Source organism: Leucobacter sp. USHLN154, from assembly GCF_037145595.1.
In the GTDB taxonomy this organism is placed as follows: domain Bacteria; phylum Actinomycetota; class Actinomycetes; order Actinomycetales; family Microbacteriaceae; genus Leucobacter; species Leucobacter alluvii.
The window spans coordinates 807,227-826,229 of the sequence record NZ_JBBCXF010000001.1 but is presented as its reverse complement, the minus strand read 5'-3'; the positions used below and the strand labels follow the sequence as shown (position 1 = coordinate 826,229).

The following is a 19,003-nucleotide window of genomic DNA, read 5'->3' as shown; positions in this document are numbered from 1 at the left end:
GGAGCGTTGATCCGAGCATAGTCTGCTGGGCGGCCCCCTTAGAACACGCGGTTCGAGGCGTCACCAAGTCGTAACAACGCGGGCCCACGCGTGCACGTTGACATGGGTCTCGGGTTCGGAGCGGGCCCAGCGCTCGGCGCCGTCACCGGGGCGTACGACGTCGCTCAACCAGTACGTCGCTCCCGGGCCCCAGCCGGCGATCACGCTCCCGCGTCCGTTCCCGCAGTCGATGGCGCGGCCGGCGCTGCTGAGGTAGCCGTCCACCCCCAGGTGCACCGCGTCCCATCGTTCGCCGACTCGCGCCCAGTCCGGCATCACCCACGCTCCGATGCGCCCGGTGGTCTCTCCCCAGACGTAGCGCATCTGCGCCGAGACATCGAGCGGGTAGGCTGCGCAGAGCGCTGCCCAGTCCTCAGTGCCCGTGATCCGGAAGACGCGAGACGCCGGGTGCGGCTCGATCGGGACGACGGCCGCCGCCTCCCAGCCATGCGAGTCCTCTTTCAGATACAGGCCCGCAGGGCCGAACCCGGGAATGGAAGCCGTCGTATCGAGCGCGCCCGCGGGCGGGAACGACCACCACTCCCCGCTCGAACCTTCCGGGTCATCCCGCAGCTCGGCAACGCTCCGCGCCTCCACCGCTCGCCGCTCGGCTCGCCATGCGGTCAGCATGAAGCCGGCGTAGTACGAGCTGAGATCCTCGAGTGGCAGCTCGGTCGGCTCTGCGGCAAGCGCTGCGGGTGCGGGCTCCAGCGGATCCCACACGACTGCGAACTGCGGGGTGTCGAGCACACCGCGCGACCACCACGCGCTGTGCGGGGAATCGGTCACGAGTGCGGCGAACCTGCGCAAGCCCGCCCTCGCATCCGGCATCGCCGCGAGCACGTCGTCTCCATTCGGAGCCTGCCAGTACATCGCCGCGTCCACGGCCTCCGTCACGGCCTCGAGCAGCATCGCCGCGGTGAGCTCGGGGAGCGGAACTCGCGCGATCGCGTCGAGCGCGTCGGAGACGACACCATCGCGCGACGGTTCGGGTGGCGGGGCTGACGCGTCTTCACCCGGTGACGTCGGCGCATACAGCACGACTCGAGGCGCGTCGGAGGGCGGGCTCAGCAGCACACCCGCCCAGAACGCTCCATCTCGCCAGCGCACCGCATCCGCGTGGCCCTCGGGCAATGCGGAGATCGTGGCGCGCGCGAGTTCGAGGCACAGACGCCGCCCCCGAGGACCTGCGAGCAACTCGTCCGGTGTCATCGCTCCATCATGCCGTGAGCCGCACGGCTCAGGCCACCTCTTGCCCCACGCGCTGACCGACAACTGCGGAGATTCCGTCTTGCCGCATCGACACACCGTACAGAGCGTCGGCGATCTCCATCGTGCGCTTCTGATGGGTGATGATGATCAGCTGCGAGTTCTCCCGCAGGCGCTCGAAGACCTGCAGGAGGCGGCCGAGATTCGCATCGTCGAGGGCGGCTTCGACCTCGTCGACGATGTAGAACGGGCTCGGACGCGCCTGGAAGATCGCCATCAACCACGCCACCGCTGCGAGTGAGCGCTCGCCGCCGGAGAGGAGCGACATGCGCTCCACTTTCTTCCCGGCCGGCCGCACGGCGATGTCGATGCCGGTCTGCAACAGGTCGTCGGGATCGCTCAGCGTGATCTCTCCGGAGCCTCCCGGGAAGAGAATGGGAAAGACCTCGGCGAACGCGGCTCGGGTGTCCTCGAAGGCCGCCGCGAAGATGCCCTGCATCTTGTGATCGAGTTCCTCGATGATCGCCATGAGATCGGCGCGCGTCCTGGAGAGGTCTTGGAGCTGCTCGCTGAGGAAGCTGTGCCGCTGCTCGAGCGCTGCGAACTCCTCGAGTGCGAGCGGATTGATGCGCCCGAGCTCGGCGAGCCGGCGCTCGGCCTGTGCGAGGCGGCGCTCCTGCTCGGCCCGCACGAACGGCCGCGTCGGTACGGGCGGGCTGGAAGCGGGTTCGCGTTCGGCCTGCGCATCGTTCGTCGCGGACCTCTCAGAGCTTGCGGAGCTTGCGAAGTCGGCCTCGGCGCGGGCGTCCAACCCCAGTTCGGCGGCGAGCTGCGCTTCGAGATCGTTGGCGTACTGCGGGTGCTCAACGGCTGCGTCGGTGCGAGAAGGCTCCGCGGCGTCGACCGGGTGCGGCTCCGGAATCGGCACCTCCGGTCCGTACTCCGCGATCAGCACGTCCTCGACGAGACCGAGTTCGTTGCCCGATCGCTCGAGGAGCGATGAGAGCTGCAGCTTGCGCTCGTAGCTCTTCAGCTCGGCGCCGTGCACTCGCTCGGCGAGCGTTTGCAGTTTCTGGCGCAGGCCGGACTCCTCCGCCCGCAGCAGTGTGAGTTCCTGGCTGTGCCGCGCTCGTTCCCGCTCCGCGTGCTGCTGAGCGAGGCGCGCCTCTGCGAGCGAGCGGTCGCACGCGTCGAGGATCGCGGGAAGCAGCCCGCCGACACGCTCTGCCTGGGCCACCTGCCGTGCGCGCAGCACCGACCGCCGTGCAGCTTCTTCAGCCGCTCGGCGCTCGGCTTCGAGTTGCTCGCCGAGCGTCTTGCGATGCACCGCGGCGGCTCTCGCGCGCTCGCGCGCGGTCTCGAGCGCCAGGCGCGCCTCGAGCTCGAGAGCGCGGGCCTGCTCGACCTCCTGCAACACACCCTCGCGCTGACTCGCATCGAGCATCGGCCGCGGCTGAGACGCTGCCTCCTCCAACACGTGCGCCGCGCGCTCGGCTTCCGCCGCGGCGCCTCCGGCGGCTTCGGCAACGGCAGCGAGTGCTTGCCGCGCGCGCTCGGCTTCGGCCGCCGCAGATTCCGAACGCGCTGACAGCCGATTGCGCTCCTTCGAGATCTCAGCAAGACGCGCATCCGCTGCACGGAGCTCGGCGAACGCCCGCTGGGCGTCCGACTTCGCCTGCACCGACGCCGCGCGCAACTCGTCGAGTTCTGCCTCGTGTTCCGCGACGGCCGCCGCGACCGACGACCGGTTCAGGGCGGCCTGCTCGAGTTCAGCAGTCAGCTCGATACGAGAGGGCGCGAGGGTCGATCCACCGCTGAGGGTATTCGCCGTGACGACGTCGCCCGCGGCCGTGACGACGGTGAAGCCGCCGTTCGGCCAGTGTCCGCCCAGCTCGGATGCTGCGGCGACTGCGGTCTCCAGGTTCGACGCGATGAAGCTTCGCTCGAGCAGCGCCCGCACGCCGGGCGGTGCATCGAGCAGCGCGTCGGATGCGCGCGTCGCGCCCGCGACCTCGGGCGCCGAGGCGTTCGCCTCAGGGGCGCGATCGCGCTTCTCGGCATCGGCGATCACGGCTCGCAGTCGTCCGAGATCCTGCTCGCGCGCCCGCTCCACGGCGCGGCCGGCGGCATCCAAGTGCTCCGCGAGCAGCGCATCGGCGAATGTGCCGAGCGCCGCGGCGATCGCCGATTCGAACCCTTCCGCCACGCGGACGTGATCGGCGACGCGACCGGTGATGCCGTCGGGGGCCTCTGCGAGGAGGGCCGCCGAGGCATCGCGCTGATCGAGCGAGCGGGTCAGCGCACTCACCCGGGCGTCGAGGCCAGCGAGTTCCTGCTCGAGACGGTGCAGCTGATCCCGCACTTCGTCCCGTCGCAGCTCGGCGGCGGCCTGTCGTTCCTGCGCCGCGCGGTACGCCTCATCCTGCTCTTCGCCCGAACCGTCGTTCTCCGCGTCGCTGCCGAGCTCCTCGCGCTCCTCGAACCCGGCGAGCTCGCGGCGGGCCTGCTCGGCGCGGGATTCGGCCTGGGCGACGGCGTGCTCGCGCCGTTCGACCTCCTGCGCCACCGTCGCGCGCTTCTGCTCCGCTGCCGCTGCACGGCCCCTCAGCTGAGACAGCTGCAGGTCGTGCCGTGAGACGAGCTCGCTCTGGGCTGCGATGTGCTCGTCGATTGCGTCGAGGGCCTGCTGCGCCGTGCGCGTCGCCGCCCCTGCGCGCTGCCAGGCGGCCTCGGCCTCCGGGATGAGTGCTTCGAGCCGCTCGACCTCCTCGCCGGCTTCGTCGACCGATGCGCGAGTCACCCGATGCGTCTGCTCAGGCGCCTCGGCCTGTGTCGCGAGGAACGTGAGTCGCTGCTGGGTCTGCGCGTAGAGACCGCGAAGCTTCGACTGCACCGATTCGAGACCGATGGTGACGCGCCGTGCGGCGTCGAGCTCGTCGCTCTGCTGACTCTGCTCCAATCGCTGGATGCGCAGCTGCTTCTGCTCCACCTGCTCTTGCAGCACGATGCGCTCCGAGTGCTGCTCTGCCTCATCGCGGGTGAGCGCGTGGAGCTCCGTACGCAGGCGGTGCACGTCGTCGGCGAGCAGACGCGCCTTCGCGTCCCGCACCTCGGCTGCGATCCCCTGGGCCGCGCGCGCCACCTCCGCCTGTCTGCCGAGTGGTTTCAGCTGTCGCCGGATCTCCCCGGCGAGATCGTTGAGGCGGGTGAGATTCGTCTCCATCGCCTCGAGCTTGCGCAGCGTGCGCTCCTTGCGGCGCCGATGCTTCAGGATCCCGGCGGCTTCTTCGATGAACCCCCGCCGATCCTCCGCGGTCGCACGCAGCACGGCGTCGAGCTGGCCCTGCCCGACGATCACGTGCATCTCGCGGCCCAGACCGGAGTCGCTCAGCAGTTCCTGCACGTCGAGCAATCGGCACGCGTCGCCGTTGATCGCGTACTCGCTCGAGCCGTTGCGGAAGAGCGTGCGGCTGATCGTCACCTCGGTGTACTCGATGGGCAGCGCCCCGTCGGAGTTGTCGATGGTGAGCTTCACCTCGGCGCGTCCCAGCGGCCCGCGCGTCGAAGTCCCCGCGAAGATGACGTCTTCCATCTTCCCGCCCCGGAGCGTCTTCGCGCCTTGCTCCCCCATGACCCAGGCGAGCGCATCCACGACGTTCGACTTGCCCGAGCCGTTCGGCCCGACGATCGCGGTGACGCCGGGCTCGAACTGGAATGTGGTCGGCTGTGCGAAAGACTTGAAGCCTTTGAGCGTGAGGCTCTTCAGATGCACGCCGTCTCCCTTCCGTTCACCCTCGCGGACGCTGGTGCCTACTGTATGGCACAGCTCGATCCTGACGAGCGTGGCACTCCCCCGACGAACGGATTCGCACCCGCGCGCTAGACGACGAAGCCGACCGGGATGATCGAGCCGTCGGAATCGCGAAAGCCGAACCCGAAGGCGCGGTCGGCTGCGATGTGCACGAACCAGGCAGCGCCGGCGAGCGCGATGTAGATGAAGCCGCCGTCGATGCCGCCGGTGATGAAGAAGGTCACCGACCCGATCACGAGCAGCACGATCGGCAGCGTCATCGTGTGCAGCGTGTTGTACAGACGCACGCGCGTTGGCTTCAGCCTGCCGCGCTCGGCGAACGCGCCGATGAGCGCGACATCGGGTCCGAGGCCGAACGCCAGGGCTACGATCACGGCGGCGGGCCCGAGCGCGACGCACACGAGCACGATGACGGCGAACCAGACCGCGGCGCCCATTCCCCAACTCAGACGCATCAGATTCATGGCTCCCAGTCTACGAGCTCGCTCCCGCCGCCCGCTGCCCAGTACGCTGACCGTATGACCGAGCCCGATCGCCTCGCCGAGGTCCGCAGCCAGATCGATGCCATCGACCGCCGTATCGTCGCGCTCCTCGCCGAGCGTCAGCAGTGGGTGCTGCGCGCAGGATCGCTGAAGACCGACGAGGCCGCCGTGCGGGCGCCTGCACGGGTCGAGCAGGTGATCGCGAAGGTGCGCTCGCTCGCCTCGGAAGCCGGAGCATCGCCCGAGGTGGTCGAGTCCGCGTATCGTGCGCTCATCTCCGCATACGTCTCGCTGGAGCTCGACGCGCATCGCGGGGCGGCCAGTCGGTCGGAGAACCCCGAACTGCTGCTGCAGCGCGCCCTATCATCGGCCGATCAGGGCGACGCGCTGGTGGCGACCAGTGAGCTCAGCCAGCTGCTCGAGATCACGTCCGACCTACCGCTCCGTCTGCGCGCCGCATCCGCTCTCGGCGAGCTGCTCATCGCGTCGGCCCGAGCCGCTGAGGCGGAGATCGTGCTCGCAGCCGCCGTCACCGCGGCCGATGGCGCGGAGGAACTGGACGACGTCGACCAGGCGGAGCTCGAACGCGTGATCGAACTCCTGAACCGCGTTCGCTGAGCGACGCGTCAGTGCGACCCCTGCGGGTTCGTGGACTCGTCTGGGTGCTCCAGCGGCTCGGACTGCACGGCGGACCCACCCTTCGGGCACTTCACGTAGGTCGGCTTTCCCGGCCCCCCGCGATCGAATTGGTGGTCGCTCATCGGGTGCCGACAGATCGGGCATTTCGGGTTCGCGGGCGGCACGTATGCCGGCTCATTGGGATCACCGAGCTGAGCGGTGCCCTCGAACTGATAGAAGAAGCGTCGCCAGGCGGCCCAGAAGCCCGGCTGACCATCCCAGGGAGTCGCATGCCACAGCCGCCGTTTTCGTTCACGCACGTGTGCAGCCTACCAGATTAGTTAGGGCACGAAGTAATCAGTCCGCACGTGCTGCAACGCAGGGCAGCCGGGCGCTCATCCCATCCCTGCCCTACGCTGAACGGGTGCGGCTGCCGCATTCCCGAGCCCACTGGAGAGCAGGACGCCATGACCACACCGGCCCAACACCCCTACGCCGTGTTCAGCGGCGCCCTGGGAGACAGTGCATCCGGTCAGTATGTGCCCGCGCGCGCGGAGGTGAGCGGTGGCGCCGTGACATTGTGGGTGGCGTCCCCCAGCGGTTGGACCCGGTATTTCAGCGTGCCGGCGCACGAGACCGTGGTGAAGTCGGCTGCGCAGCGCATCACCCTCGTGGTCGGCGGACAGAGCTACCCACTACTCGCGGACCCGAGTTCGGTGGACCGCGCCATCGAATTCGGAGCCGCCGGGGCGGTGGCGGGGATCATCGACGCCCCGAAGGTCGCGTTGAGCGCCGACGTCGGTCGGAGCATGAACGTGGCTGGCGCAGCTCGCGCATTCCACATCGGCGGCGGGCCTGCGTTCATCGCTGCGGCCCGTCAGTCGGGCGCGAAGTCGTCGCGTCTCGGCTACGGCCCCATCCTCGCGATCGGGTGCGGCGCGGGACTCGCCATCGTCATCGCAGTGACCGCCATCACGGTTCTCGTACTCGGCGGGTAACGCCCGCGAAGAACCAGCCCGGCGCCGGCCGCGCCAACTGGCAGACTGGGGCCGACCCCTCGACCGGATGAGACTCTCAGGAGGAACGAATGACCGACGCGTCGAGGGACACGGATCGGGCCGCGGCCAACGCATCAGGCGTGCCGCCGCGAGTGTTGGCGGACATCGCGGCCCGCCGCTGGGATCTCCATCCAGACATCGCTGCCAACCCCAATGCGTACCCTGAACTGATCCAGTGGATGCGCACGGTGAACCCTGCGAGCGCAGCACCGCCAGCACCCGCGCGTCGCAGCAGCGCTGGTTGGTGGTTCGCCGGTTGCGGCTGTCTCGCGGTCGCCGCGCTCGCCATCGGCGGCGTGGTGACGTTCCTCGGACTCGGCGCGGCACTGGCGCCCTCTGGTGCTCAGAGCGACCGTGCACCTGTTCCGTCCGCCGCCCCGAACAGCCAGCCCGCCCCTGCCACGCCGACGGACCCGGCGGTCGCAGAGCAGATCGCGCGCTTCACGTCAGACCGATCGAAGATCACCGAGCTCGCGGCTCAGCTCGAAGGCAACCCTGTCGCCCCGCTCGTCGCTGACCTCCGTACGTTCCGCCTGGATGCGACTCGCGCGGATGATCCGACGATCGGCATCTTCGAAGCACGACCGATCGCCGAGCGAGCCGCCGCCCTCCGAGCATCACTCGAGCAGAGCATCGCGAGTGCCGAGTCACGACGAGCGAACGCTTCGGGCTCGCTCACCGAGAGCATTGTCGATGCCGCAGGGAATGGCTTCATCGACGTCCAATGGGATGCGGCGACGGCATGCGACGTCTCATCCACGCCCGGCAAGGAGAACATCGGCTGCGTCCGATCAGCCGATCCCTTGACGGTCCACTTACTGCCGGAGACCGAGGTGGGCAGCGCCTGGATGAACGAGATGCTCGTGACACACGAACTCTCGCATGTCTACCAGCGAGCCGACGATGCCGGAGCCGACGACTACTCCGGAGCGTACAACGACCTTCTCGCGCAGGGCCTGTTCCAAGGCAGCGTTGAAGCCATGACCGATTGCTTCGCGCTCACCTATTACGACCGGTGGTCACTGTCCAACGGCTCGGAAAGCCAAGGAACAGGCTACGTCTGCGATGCATCAGAGCGCCAGGCCATCCGCGACTGGGCCGCTGGCTTGAACGTCGCGATGCCCTGAGGGGTCACCCGCCCGGCCGCGTGCGTCACGCACAACAGACGGACGGCGCCGCTGGCACTTGGGGCAGAAGTGACTCGACCGCCCGCCGAATGGCACGCGCGTGACCGGCGTGCCGCAGCGGTCGCACGGCCGCCCAGCCTGCCCGTAGGCGTGCAGCGAGTGCGCGAAGTAGCCGGCCTGCCCGTTCACGTTCACGTACTGCTCGTCGAAACTCGTACCGCCTTCGCTGAGCGCCTGCGCGAATACCGCTCGCAGTACCGCGAGCAGCTCGACGGCCTTCCGCGGGCCGATCGCGATTCCCGGGGTGTCCGGGTGCAGTCGAGCACGCCATAACGCTTCGTCGGCGTAGATGTTGCCCACACCGCTGATCAGCGTCTGGTCGAGCAGCAGCTTCTTCACTCCTGAGCTGCGGTTGCGCAGCACAGCGATGAAACGCCCGTCGTCGAACGCCGGATCGACGGGGTCGCGAGCGATGTGCGCTGCCTGCGCGGGCACGAGCCCTGGACCATCGCTCGCCTCGCGCAGCGCGTCGAGCGCAAGCGAGCCGAACAACCGCTGGTCGGCGAAGTCGACGCGGTGCTCGCCGTGCTCCGGGTGCTCGATCCACAGGCGGATCCGCACGTGCCGATCGTCGGCAGCGTCGTGCGCGCGCAGCAGCACCTGACCGCTCATGCCGAGGTGCGCCAGGAGCGCGAGCGGCGCACCATCGGCGCTCACACCGGATGTGGGGATCCACATGAACTTGCCCCGGCGTTCCGGTGCTTCGAGGCTGATCCCGGCGATGCGACGCTCGAAATCCGCGCTGCGGGCGGCGCTGGCAGCAGCACTGAGCGTGACGCCGTGGCCGCCGAGGCCGTCGTCTCCGGACACGGGCACATGCCGCTTGAGTGCGCGAGGATCCCGCACCTCGGCGGCGACGACGCGCGCGCCGGTCACCGCCGGGGCCAGCCCAGCGCGTACGACTTCGACCTCGGGGAGCTCAGGCACGGCGCTGAGCGGCCGGAAGACGCAGTCGGGTGACCGCATCTCGCGCGGCGGCGAGTTCTGCGGCCTTCTTGCTCGTTCCCTCCCCCGTACCGATCACACCGTCGAGGGTCACGCGCGACGCATATCGGCGTTCGTGATCCGGCCCCGTTCCGGTCGTCTCATAGGCGGGGTGCGGCACACCGCGGCGAGACGCCTCCTGCTGCAACGACGTCTTCGGGTCGAGCGCCTCGAGCGCGTCGAGGAAGCGCTCCGCGTCGTCGAGCAGCGGCGCGACGAGATCGAGCACGAACGCGGTCGCCGTCACCGGATCCGTCGACAGGTACACCGCGCCGATGATCGCCTCGACCGCGTCGGCCAGCAGCGAATCCTTGTCGCGACCGCCCGTGAGCTCCTCGCCTTTGCCGAGGCGCAGCATGTCTCCGAGTCCGTGCTGACGGGCGACCGCCGCAAGTGCCACCGTCGACACCAGCGCGGCACGGCGCTTCGCGAGCTCGCCCTCGCTCAGATCGGGAAAGGCCGTGAAGAGCTCGACTGTGACCGCTTGACCGAGCACGGAGTCGCCGAGAAACTCGAGTCGCTCGTTGTGCGGCGCACCGCCGTGCTCGTACGCCCACGAACGGTGCGTGAGCGCGAGCTGCACGAGTTCGGGATCAGCCCGAACTCCGAATGCATGGAGAAAGCCGCCGGGGTCCCCTTTCGGGGAGCCCGACGGCTCTGCAACGCTCTGAGTCAACTCAGGCGTCGGCGACCTTGCGACCCTTGTACTCGAGGAACAGGGCGTTGCCCTGCGAGTCCTCGACCACGCGGGCGCGGTGCGGCAGGCTGTACACGGTGCGACCGTTCTCTTCGGTCTTCACCAGGGTGGGTGCCGTAGCCTTCCACGCCGAACGACGGTGACGGGTGTTCGATCGCGACATCTTCCGCTTGGGAACAGCCATGATGCTCTCTTTCCTACTTGCTTGCGGACTCGGGAGTCTCACCCGAGCCGTGGTCTACTTCAGCCTCGACTGCATTGGTCGCTGCTCCTTCCGGAGCAAAGCCCGCCAGCGCTGCCCAGCGAGGATCGATCTCCACACTGTTATTCGCTGCAGCCTCGGTATCGCGCAACTCACCGGACTCGGGATCGAGACCCGGGCAGTCCGGACGACACACAGGCTGGAACGGAAGTGCAAGCACTACCGCGTCTCGGAGCGGAGGTTCAAGATCCACGTGATCACCGTGAACCTCATACTCGTCGGCCTCCGTAGGAGTATACGCGAAAAGTTCCTGGAACTCGACTTGAAACGGCGTGGTGAAATCTTTCAGGCATCGGCCGCACTGCGCATGCATCGTCGTGTCGACCCCGGCAGACACGAGAATCCCCTCGTGCACGGACTCGAGACGCACATCGAGGTCGAGTTCGACCCCCTCCGGAATCTCCGCCAGGCTTTCGCCCAGCTTCTCCGGTACCGTCACCGTGCGCGAGCGCTCTCGCATCTCCCCCGGACGGTTGATGATGTCGCGAACGTTCTCCTCGTAGACTCGGCTCTTACTCACCGATACATTCTACCGCGGTCTACGCCTTCGAACGTTCTCCTCCGCGGCGGGCGAAACGCTGCCGTGCGCGCGTCATACCGGACGGCGCTTGTCGAGGAAGCGCGCGACAGCGGGCGGAACATACGGGCTCACATCTCCGCCCATGCCAGAGACCTGGCGCACCAACGTGCTCGAGACGTGCGCGTGAGCGGGGTCGGGCAGCATGAACACCGTCTCGACTTCAGCGAGGCTCCGGTTCATGATCGCCATCGGCGTCTCATAGGAGACATCGATCTGAGAGCGGATGCCCTTCACCAGAACGGAAGCGCCGACTTCGGTGCAGTAGTCCACGAGCAGGCCGACCGACCACGACGCCACCGTAATGTTCTGGGGCGCCCCGGCTTCGTCGAGGGACTTCTGAATCAACGTCATCCGCTCGGAGATCGGCAGCATCGCGTGCTTGTTGGGATTGTGCACGACCAGTACGTGCAATTCGTCGAATATGCCGGCGGCCCTGAGAATGACGTCGAGGTGCCCCATCGTCACCGGGTCGAAGGAGCCGGGAACCACAGCGATTTTCGTCATGCCATCAGCCTAGGGTTTACCGCCGCAGGATTCCTTGGGAATGCACCGATACGGAGGGCCGTCCGTCGATCAGTTCTCGGCACGCCCGCGACGCCAGTACCCCATGAAAGCCACGGATTGGCGGTCTATGCCGCGCTCGGCGACGAGGTGGCGCCGGATCAGTTTGATGGCGCCGGCCTCTCCGGCGAGCCACGCGTAGCCATCGGAGCGCCGCTCATCGATCGGGATCCGCGCTCCGGTGGCGGCGTCCATGCCCGGCACCTCCCAGAGGATCTCGCGATCCACATCGATCTCCTGCAGTTCGCGCCCGCGTGTTTCGCCGCCGTCGACGCGCTTCCCCAGCGCATCTGCTGGCGAACCGGGAAATACCGCGTCGAGCGCGCGCACCGCTGCCACGAGAGCGGCTCCGCGATCCGCATCATCGCGCTCGAGCACCACGAGCTCCAGTCGCCCCGCTGCCCGCATCGCACCGGCTTGAAGCAGCGACGCGTCGGAAGCATGGGCGACCTCGAGAATCACTCGGGCGCAGGCATCGTCGTCGAGCGATTCGAGGATGCCTGCGATTGCTGGGAGCGCAGTATCGTCGCCCACGATCAGGAAACGGCGCGCGTCGCGCGGAGGAATCCACCCGACCGCCGTATTCGGCGCCCCGTGCTCGGCGTCGGGGCCGAGGATCACGAGCGCATCTCCGACGGCCGCCGCTTCCGCCCAGGCCGAGGCGGGCCCCGGGTTCTCCCCGTGGCGCGCGAAATCAATGGTCAGCCTCGCACCCGATTCGTCGTGCGAGAACGCTCTCGGGGTGTACGTGCGCATCGGCGGCCGCTCGTCGTCGTCGAGGGCGCACCAGGACTGGTACCACCCGTCGCCGTCTTCGAGCGGCGCAATTGCACCTCGCCGGTTCGGCAGCAGCAGCTTGACGCGCTGATCCGTGCCCACGTATCCGAAGCGTTCGAGACCCTCCCCGGTCAGCACCACGCGCACGAACCCGGGCGAAGGCCGCGTCGCCGAGGCGACGACGACATGGAAGAGGCGGTATGGGGACGTGCTCACGAGGGTCTCCCTGTGTGATCGGCGAGGGGCATCGGCGAGGCACGATGCTCCGAGTGGAATTCGGCGGCTGAGCGCGTTCAGAGCCCGTGCTGCTTGGCGAAGATCACTGCGTGCACGCGATCGCGCAACTGCAGTTTGGCGAGGACTCGGCCGACGTGGGTCTTCACCGTGGACTCCGAGAGGTACAGCTCGGCGCTGATCTCCGCGTTGTTCTTGCCCTCCGCGATGAGACGCAAGACGTCGAGCTCTCGATCCGTGAGCGCTTCGAGGGCCGAGTCGCGCGCCGGAAGGTCTGCGGTTTCTTCCGCACCGAGCCCGGCACCTCCGCCCGTGCGCAATTGATCGAGCAGCCGACGGGTGACGCTCGGCGCCATCGCCGCGTCCCCCGCAGCGACCCTGCGGATCGCGTCGATCAGTTCCGTCGGGCGCGCGTCCTTCAATAGGAAACCGCTCGCCCCCGCCTGGATCGCACCGGTCGCGTACTCATCGAGGTCGAACGTGGTGAGCACGACGACGCGGACATCGGGGAACCGGCGCACGATCTCAGCGGTCGCATCGATGCCGTTCATTCCCGGCATCCGCACATCCATGAGCACGAGGTCGCAGCCGTTCGTTCCGAGTGCCTCGAGCTGTTCGAGCGCAGCCGCGCCGTCTGCCGCCTCGGCGATCACGTCGATGCCCGGCTCCCCCAGCAGCACCAGCTTGAAGCCGGTGCGGATCAGTTCTTGATCGTCGACCAGCATGACTCGGATGTCCTCTGCGCTCATCGGCGCTCCTCTCGTGGCGGTGCGGGTGACGGGCCGGCCTGCATCGGCGGCGGGGGCCCTGCGGATCCGTCGGCTCCGCTAGCGGCGGCGCTCACCGGAAGGACGGCCCACAACCGCCATCCTCCGCCTTCGCTGCTCGCCACCGGGCCCGATTCGATCTTGCCACCGAATACTCTGGCTCGTTCGGCGAGCCCCGCGAGGCCGCGCCCCGACCCGAGGCCGGCCACCGGTTGCGGCTCACCGGGCGCCGGGCCGAAGTCGCGCACCAGCACGGTGGTGCGATCGGTGTCGCGCTGCACCTGCACGCGGACGCGCGCACCGGTTCCCGCGTACCGCAGCACATTGGTGAGCCCCTCCTGCACCACGCGGTAGACCGCGAGATCCTGGCCCCGATCCCCGGCCGCCTCGCCGGTGACCTGCAGCGTCACCGCGAGCCCGGCATCCACGAACCCGTCGACGAGCTGCGGAAGGTCTTCGACGCCGGGCTGCGGGAGCAGGTCGGCCTGCTCACCAGTGGAATGCAGCGCACCGAGCAGTCGTCGCATCTCGGCGAGCGCGGTGCGCCCGGTCTCGGCGCTGCGCCGCATCGCGTCGGCTGCGGCCTCGGGCGCGCGCTCCGATGCGCGCGCCGCGCCTTCCGAGAGGGCGATCATCACGGACACGGAGTGGGCGACGATGTCGTGCATCTCGCGAGCGATGCGCGAACGCTCTTCCGCGACGGCGAGTTGCGCGAGCTGGTCGCGTTCGCGCACCAGTTGGTGCGCCCGATCGATGACCGCGGCGATGTATCTGCGGCGGTTGCCGAGGTTGATTCCGAGCATGAGGATCGCCAGGAGCCACATCGCGCTCACGACCGACAGCGTGACCAGCTCGCCGATGCTCTGCACTGCGCCGGTGTCGGCCGCGATGAGATTCGCCGGGCTCGTGGTCTCGAACTCGGTCGTACCGCGCCAGAACGACAGTGCGGACTGCAGCAGTGCCCCGCCGACGGCGATGCCGTAGGCGACCCACCCGGCGGCGACGCTGCGGTAGACCGGCACCGCGTAGAGCAGGAACATGAGAGCCACGCCGTTTGCGAGGCTCTGCATCCCCTGTTCGCCGAACGTGACGACCACGATGACGATGAGGCCGAGCAGCGGGAACCGGCGTCGGTACAACAGCGTCGCGGCGATGAGGAGGATGCGGGCCGCGGCGATGAGCACCCACGGCCAGGTGAGGTGCTCGGGTACGCCAGCCCACGTGCTGGAGCCCGTCGTCTCGTCCCAGGTCGCTGACGCGGCGATGTCCAGGCTGATCCCCAGAGCGCTGCCGATGAAATACCAGACGACGATCGTGATGTCGACTGCGCGGGGGTGCGCGGCGAAGGCCCGCCGGATCACTCCGGGCGGGCGAGGGAGGCGCACCTCGGCGTCCGGCGTCATACCGTTCACTGTACTGGCCCGCCTCCCGCATCGCTCTCGGTCAGTGAGCGTCCCGACGCTTGAAGACGCCGACGGCAGGAAGCACGACGGCGGCGACCCAGACGATCATCGCGAGCGTGGCGACCCAGAATGTCGGGCCGCTGGCGACGTCGACGATGCCGCGCGACATCACGGTGCCCAGCTGCGCCGGGAGGTACTCGCTGACGGTGGTGACCCACGCCCAGCCGGTCATGGTCAGCACCTGGAACACGATCGGCAGAACGAACGTCACCCCTGCCACGACCGCGATGCCGCCGGCGGTCGAGCGCAGCAGCACCGAGACGCCGAAGGCGAACAGTGAGATCAGCACGAGGTAGGCGACCGTTCCGAGCACCCCGGAGACCACCATGGAACTGCCGAGCTGCGCCGCGCTCGCGGGGTAGCAGATCAGTGCGACGGCGAGGCCGCCTGCGACGAGCACCAGCGCCGTGAGCGCCGAGACCCCGGCGAGCACGCTCGCTTTCCCGAGAAACACCGGGGTGCGCTTCGGCACCGCGGTGAGCGTCGAGAGAATCATGCCGCTCGAGTACTCGCTCGAGATCGCGAACACCCCGAGCACTCCGAAGATCAGCGCGAGAAACGGTGCTGCGAAGGTCGAGACGACGAGGAGATAGAACTGCAGGTCGCTGGCGCCGGCACCGAATGCGGCGCCTTCCGAGCCACCGGCGGCCGACCGCATCTCGTTGCTGAAGAGGAGAGCGATCGCGGCGCTCAACCCGATGCCGACCACCACCGTGATGATCAGCGTGAGCTTGATGCTTCGGAGCGATGTCAGTTTGATGCGCTCAGAGCGAAGCACCCCGGCGAAGGTGACGCCTGCCGATCTCGCGCCGACTGGCGTGCGCGGTCGTGCTGGCGGTTGCGATGGCGCCGAACCGGCGTCGATCACGATGGTGGAAGTCATGGGTGTCTCGTTTCTGTGTCGAGGTGTCATCGAAGTGTGGAGTGAGCGCCGGGGGCGGGCTCGGACGGCATCCTCATGAGGCGGCGTACTCGACCTCGCCGCGCGTGAGTTCCAGGTAGGCCTCCTCGAGGCTCGCCGTCTGCGGGCTCAGTTCGTGGAGCTCGATCTGGTACGCCGCGGCGACCGATCCGATGTCGGCGGCGGTGAAGCCGCGAGCGCTGAAGCCCTCGTCGCCGAGCGGTTCGAGCACGGCCCCCTCCCGGTGCGAGTTCATGAGCAACGATGCAAGCTTCGTGGCCTGCGGGCTGCGCACGGTCACGCTCCCGCTCCGAACTCCCCCGATGAACTCGGCGATCGGCGCGTCAGCGACGACGCGCCCCCGACCGAGCACGATCACGTGGTCGGCGGTTTGCGCCATCTCGCTCATGAGGTGACTCGAGAGCAGCACCGTGCGCCCTTCTGATGCGAGATGACGCAGCAGTTGCCGCACCCAGAGCACCCCGTCCGGATCGAGACCGTTGACCGGCTCGTCGAGTATCAGGATCTGCGGATCGCCGAGCAGCGCCGCTGCGATGCCCAGGCGCTGGCCCATGCCGAGCGAGAAGCCGCCGACACGCCGGTTGGCGACCGCTGAGAGACCCGTCTGCTCGAGCACTTCCGAGACGCGGGTGTCGGGGATTCCGTGCGTTGCTGCAAGAGCGCGCAGATGGCTTCGCGCGCTCCGTCCCGGGTGCACGCCCTTCGCGTCGAGCAGGGCCCCGACCTCGGCGAGTGGGGCTGCCGTGTCGGCGTATTTCGCACCGTTCACCGTGACGGTGCCCGACGTCGGCCGGTCGAGTCCGACCATCAACCGCATGCTCGTCGACTTGCCGGCGCCGTTCGGCCCGAGAAAGCCGGTGACCTGCCCCGGTGCGATGCTGAAGCTGACGTCGTCGACCGCCGTTGTGCTGCCGTACTGCTTCGTGAGTCCGCGCGCTTCGATCATGATGTCTCCGTTTCTGCTGCTGCCGAACTTCCGGCGTTGCTTCAACGGTAGGTTCGACGCCTCGCGCGCACATCCATCGCAGGTGCCGCCCGTCGTGGTACCCGAGTACCGGGCGCCCGCAGCGTCGCGCAGGCGGTCGGCGCGGGGCGCGCCTTGCCCGCTACGATTTCGCGAGGTTGTCGAGCAGGCCCGCTTCCTGATCCTTGGCGATCAGTTCGGCCAGGCCGGGTGCCCCCGTGAGTTCGGGATCGCGGGCGAGCAGTTCGCCAGCCACCTCCCGCGCGTGCGCGATGAGCGGGCCGTGCTCTGCAACCCGGAGCAGTCGGAGCGTCGATCGCCCGCCGGACTGGGCCGTCCCGAGGATGTCGCCCTCGCGCCGCAGTTCGAGATCGATCTCTGCGAGCGCGAATCCGTCTGAGGTTGCAGCGACCGCATCGATGCGCTCCCGCGCTACCGTGCCGGCCTCAGCGGTGGTCATCAGGAGGCAGAGGCCGGCGTGCTCGCCTCGACCCACGCGGCCGCGCAACTGGTGCAATTGGGAGATGCCGAACCGGTCGGCGTCTCGGACGATCATGATCGACGCGTTCGGCACGTTCACGCCGACCTCGATCACCGTGGTGGCCACGAGCACCCCGATGGCGCCCGACGCGAAGCCCCGCATCACGCGGTCCTTCTCGTCGGGCGCCATACCGCCGTGCAGGCCGGCGATCACGACCCCCGCGAACGCGGGGTGCCGGCGCAATTCTTCGACGGTCTCCTCGACGTTCGCGAGACGGCGGGTGTCGGCCGTCTCCGGAGCGCGTCCGTCGCCTCCGGCCGCGTCACCCCGGTCCGGCTCCTCCGCACCTGCCTCGACCTCACCGGGGGCGATGGCGGGGCAGACGACATAGATCTGGCGTCCTGCAGCCAGGTCCTCGCCCGAACGCGCCCAGACGCGCGCGGCACGATTGGGCATCTCGATCTCTGGCACCGCGAACGTGGAGATCCCCTGGCGTCCGGGCGGCAGCTCCCGGATCGTCGTGACCTCCAGATCCCCGAATGCGGTGAGCGCGACCGTTCGCGGAATCGGCGTGGCCGTCATCGCCAGGACGTGCGGCTGAGCGCCCTTCTGGCGCAGCGCTTCGCGCTGCTCGACGCCGAACCGATGCTGTTCGTCGACGACGATCAGCCCGAGATCGAGGAACGTCACCCCTTCGCTGATCAGTGCATGGGTGCCGACGGCGATCCGCGAGGCCCCCGACACCAGCGCGAGGAGTACACGCTTCCGCTCCGCCGCCGGCATCCGTCCCGTGAGCAGCACGGGCCTCAGCTCTTCGGTGAGTGCGGGGCCGAGGGCCTCGACGATCGAGCGGAAGTGCTGCGCCGCGAGCACCTCGGTCGGCGCGAGCAGCGCGCTCTGCCCGTCCCCCTCCGCGACCTGGAGCATGGCTCGCAGCGCGACGAGCGTCTTCCCCGATCCCACCTCTCCCTGCAGCAGCCGATGCATCGGATGCGGCTCGGCGAGCTCGGCTGAGATCGTCGCCCCCGCACGCCGCTGATCGCCGGTCAGCTCGAACGGCAGCGCTGCGTCGAATCTCGCCAGAGGGCCGCCATCGGTGCCCGCCGGTCGCGGCGTGCTTGACTCCAGTCCGGCGCGTCGCCTCCGATCGAGCAGCGCGAGCTGCAGCTCGAACGCCTCGCGAAAGCGGAAGCAGTCTCGCGCGGCCCGCCAGTCGGCGTCGTGCTGGGGGCGGTGGATGTGCTCGAACGCCCGGCCGAGCCGCTCGATGCCTTCGGATTCCCTGATCTGGTCGGGAAGCGGATCCGGCACGTCTCCGAGGGCGTCGAGTGCGAGTTCGACTGCGCGCTGCAGGGTCCACGTCGGCAGCTGCGACGTGGCCGGATAGATCGGCACGGGCGTCTCCGACCATGCCTTCGCGGCCGCCTCGTCGAGCTGGTCGCCGCCGGGAGCATCCTCGCGATTCTCGAAGAGCTCGTACTCGGGATGCTGCAGCTGCAGCTGATTGCGATACTCACTCACCTTGCCCGCGAACAGTCCGCGTTTGCCCGGCAAGAGCTCACGCCCTCGCCACTGCTGGTTGAAGAAGGTGAGGGTCAGGGTGCCCGTGCCGTCGGTGATGCGCACCTCGAGCAATTTGCCGTTGCGGCGCTGCATCTGGCGCTCGCGCACGTCGAGCACCTGCGCCACCACTGCGATCGGCTCGCCCACCGGCAGGTCGTTCAACGGAGTCAGTTCACCCCGGCGAGAGTACCGCCGCGGAAAGTGATAGAGCAGGTCGCCGACGGTGCGCATGCCGAATGCCCGCTCGAGCGGCTTCGCAGTTCGGTCGCCCACGACTCCGACGAGAGGCGTGTCGAGGGTCGCGCGAGTCATGCACCCAGCGTATCGCCGACCGCCGACGCGCT

Annotated in this window: 18 protein-coding genes; 3 read left to right on the top strand and 15 right to left on the bottom strand. The window is 68.7% G+C overall.

Annotated elements, in window-relative coordinates:
• Positions 1 to 60: 60 nt before the first annotated feature.
• The 3 genes from WFH23_RS03860 to WFH23_RS03850 all read right to left on the bottom strand — a co-directional run bounded on the left by WFH23_RS03860 (position 61) and on the right by WFH23_RS03850 (position 5,523).
• Entirely contained in the window at positions 61 to 1,251 is a 1,191-nt protein-coding gene (locus WFH23_RS03860) for a hypothetical protein (RefSeq protein ID WP_336661626.1), read from the bottom strand.
• Positions 1,252 to 1,279: 28 nt separating this feature from the next.
• Positions 1,280 to 5,020 carry a chromosome segregation protein SMC gene (gene smc, locus WFH23_RS03855; RefSeq protein ID WP_336661625.1) on the bottom strand — a complete coding sequence of 1,247 codons (3,741 nt, stop codon included), beginning with the start codon at positions 5,018 to 5,020 and terminating at the stop codon, positions 1,280 to 1,282.
• A gap of 107 nt (positions 5,021 to 5,127) precedes the next feature.
• Positions 5,128 to 5,523: a DUF4260 family protein gene (locus WFH23_RS03850; protein ID WP_249290697.1), complete on the bottom strand. Its 396-nt coding sequence runs from the start codon at positions 5,521 to 5,523 to the stop codon at positions 5,128 to 5,130.
• Between the two features lie 54 nt (positions 5,524 to 5,577).
• Between WFH23_RS03850 and WFH23_RS03845 the strand changes: the two genes are divergently transcribed.
• Positions 5,578 to 6,159, top strand: coding sequence for a chorismate mutase (locus WFH23_RS03845; protein ID WP_336661624.1), 582 nt, complete (start codon positions 5,578 to 5,580; stop codon positions 6,157 to 6,159).
• Positions 6,160 to 6,167: 8 nt separating this feature from the next.
• On the opposite strand, the gene WFH23_RS03840 is transcribed toward WFH23_RS03845, so the two are convergent.
• Positions 6,168 to 6,479: a hypothetical protein gene (locus WFH23_RS03840; protein ID WP_336661623.1), complete on the bottom strand. Its 312-nt coding sequence runs from the start codon at positions 6,477 to 6,479 to the stop codon at positions 6,168 to 6,170.
• A 147-nt stretch (positions 6,480 to 6,626) separates the two neighbouring features.
• Here WFH23_RS03840 and WFH23_RS03835 point away from each other — a divergent pair, with 147 nt between their 5' ends.
• Both WFH23_RS03835 and WFH23_RS03830 read left to right on the top strand, forming a co-directional pair.
• On the top strand, positions 6,627 to 7,157 hold the full coding sequence (locus WFH23_RS03835) for a hypothetical protein (RefSeq protein ID WP_141653221.1): 531 nt from the start codon (positions 6,627 to 6,629) through the stop codon (positions 7,155 to 7,157).
• An 89-nt stretch (positions 7,158 to 7,246) separates the two neighbouring features.
• Positions 7,247 to 8,344 (top strand): VirB8/TrbF family protein, encoded by a 1,098-nt coding sequence (locus WFH23_RS03830; protein WP_336661622.1) that lies wholly within the window; start codon positions 7,247 to 7,249, stop codon positions 8,342 to 8,344.
• Here the strand turns inward: WFH23_RS03830 and mutM are convergent.
• The 11 genes from mutM to WFH23_RS03775 all read right to left on the bottom strand — a co-directional run bounded on the left by mutM (position 8,288) and on the right by WFH23_RS03775 (position 18,971).
• A complete protein-coding gene (mutM, locus tag WFH23_RS03825; RefSeq protein WP_336661621.1) occupies positions 8,288 to 9,331 on the bottom strand; it encodes a bifunctional DNA-formamidopyrimidine glycosylase/DNA-(apurinic or apyrimidinic site) lyase in 1,044 nt (347 codons plus the stop codon). The genes WFH23_RS03830 and mutM overlap by 57 nt on opposite strands.
• Positions 9,324 to 10,064 carry a ribonuclease III gene (rnc, locus tag WFH23_RS03820; protein WP_090148417.1) on the bottom strand — a complete coding sequence of 247 codons (741 nt, stop codon included), beginning with the start codon at positions 10,062 to 10,064 and terminating at the stop codon, positions 9,324 to 9,326. The genes mutM and rnc overlap by 8 nt, the downstream gene beginning before the upstream one ends.
• A 1-nt stretch (position 10,065) precedes the next feature.
• Complete coding sequence (rpmF, locus tag WFH23_RS03815; protein WP_090148415.1) at positions 10,066 to 10,269, bottom strand: 50S ribosomal protein L32; 204 nt, start codon at positions 10,267 to 10,269, stop codon at positions 10,066 to 10,068.
• A gap of 13 nt (positions 10,270 to 10,282) precedes the next feature.
• Positions 10,283 to 10,867, bottom strand: a complete 585-nt coding sequence (locus tag WFH23_RS03810) for a YceD family protein (protein WP_336661620.1) — start codon at positions 10,865 to 10,867, stop codon at positions 10,283 to 10,285.
• Between the two features lie 72 nt (positions 10,868 to 10,939).
• Positions 10,940 to 11,431, bottom strand: a complete 492-nt coding sequence (gene coaD / locus WFH23_RS03805; protein WP_336661619.1) for a pantetheine-phosphate adenylyltransferase — start codon at positions 11,429 to 11,431, stop codon at positions 10,940 to 10,942.
• A 69-nt stretch (positions 11,432 to 11,500) separates the two neighbouring features.
• Positions 11,501 to 12,481, bottom strand: coding sequence for a siderophore-interacting protein (locus WFH23_RS03800; RefSeq protein ID WP_090148410.1), 981 nt, complete (start codon positions 12,479 to 12,481; stop codon positions 11,501 to 11,503).
• Between the two features lie 77 nt (positions 12,482 to 12,558).
• Entirely contained in the window at positions 12,559 to 13,248 is a 690-nt protein-coding gene (locus tag WFH23_RS03795) for a response regulator transcription factor (RefSeq protein ID WP_336661618.1), read from the bottom strand.
• Positions 13,245 to 14,669 carry a sensor histidine kinase gene (locus tag WFH23_RS03790; protein WP_336661617.1) on the bottom strand — a complete coding sequence of 475 codons (1,425 nt, stop codon included), beginning with the start codon at positions 14,667 to 14,669 and terminating at the stop codon, positions 13,245 to 13,247. Before WFH23_RS03790 ends, WFH23_RS03795 begins: the two co-directional genes overlap by 4 nt.
• Positions 14,670 to 14,709: 40 nt before the next feature.
• Positions 14,710 to 15,612: an ABC transporter permease gene (locus WFH23_RS03785; RefSeq protein WP_336661616.1), complete on the bottom strand. Its 903-nt coding sequence runs from the start codon at positions 15,610 to 15,612 to the stop codon at positions 14,710 to 14,712.
• A gap of 73 nt (positions 15,613 to 15,685) precedes the next feature.
• A complete protein-coding gene (locus WFH23_RS03780; RefSeq protein WP_336661615.1) occupies positions 15,686 to 16,597 on the bottom strand; it encodes an ABC transporter ATP-binding protein in 912 nt (303 codons plus the stop codon).
• 160 nt (positions 16,598 to 16,757) lie between these two features.
• On the bottom strand, positions 16,758 to 18,971 hold the full coding sequence (locus WFH23_RS03775) for an ATP-dependent DNA helicase RecG (RefSeq protein WP_336661614.1): 2,214 nt from the start codon (positions 18,969 to 18,971) through the stop codon (positions 16,758 to 16,760).
• Positions 18,972 to 19,003: the final 32 nt, after the last annotated feature.

Coding starts and splice junctions, on each gene's coding strand:
- WFH23_RS03860 (WP_336661626.1), bottom strand. CDS start 1,251: ATGACACCGGACGAGTTGCTCGCAGGTCCTCGGGGGCGGCGTCTGTGC.
- WFH23_RS03850 (WP_249290697.1), bottom strand. CDS start 5,523: ATGAATCTGATGCGTCTGAGTTGGGGAATGGGCGCCGCGGTCTGGTTC.
- WFH23_RS03845 (WP_336661624.1), top strand. CDS start 5,578: ATGACCGAGCCCGATCGCCTCGCCGAGGTCCGCAGCCAGATCGATGCC.
- WFH23_RS03835 (WP_141653221.1), top strand. CDS start 6,627: ATGACCACACCGGCCCAACACCCCTACGCCGTGTTCAGCGGCGCCCTG.
- WFH23_RS03830 (WP_336661622.1), top strand. CDS start 7,247: ATGACCGACGCGTCGAGGGACACGGATCGGGCCGCGGCCAACGCATCA.
- rpmF (WP_090148415.1), bottom strand. CDS start 10,269: ATGGCTGTTCCCAAGCGGAAGATGTCGCGATCGAACACCCGTCACCGT.
- coaD (WP_336661619.1), bottom strand. CDS start 11,431: ATGACGAAAATCGCTGTGGTTCCCGGCTCCTTCGACCCGGTGACGATG.
- WFH23_RS03795 (WP_336661618.1), bottom strand. CDS start 13,248: ATGAGCGCAGAGGACATCCGAGTCATGCTGGTCGACGATCAAGAACTG.
- WFH23_RS03790 (WP_336661617.1), bottom strand. CDS start 14,669: ATGACGCCGGACGCCGAGGTGCGCCTCCCTCGCCCGCCCGGAGTGATC.
- WFH23_RS03785 (WP_336661616.1), bottom strand. CDS start 15,612: ATGACTTCCACCATCGTGATCGACGCCGGTTCGGCGCCATCGCAACCG.
- WFH23_RS03780 (WP_336661615.1), bottom strand. CDS start 16,597: ATGATCGAAGCGCGCGGACTCACGAAGCAGTACGGCAGCACAACGGCG.
- WFH23_RS03775 (WP_336661614.1), bottom strand. CDS start 18,971: ATGACTCGCGCGACCCTCGACACGCCTCTCGTCGGAGTCGTGGGCGAC.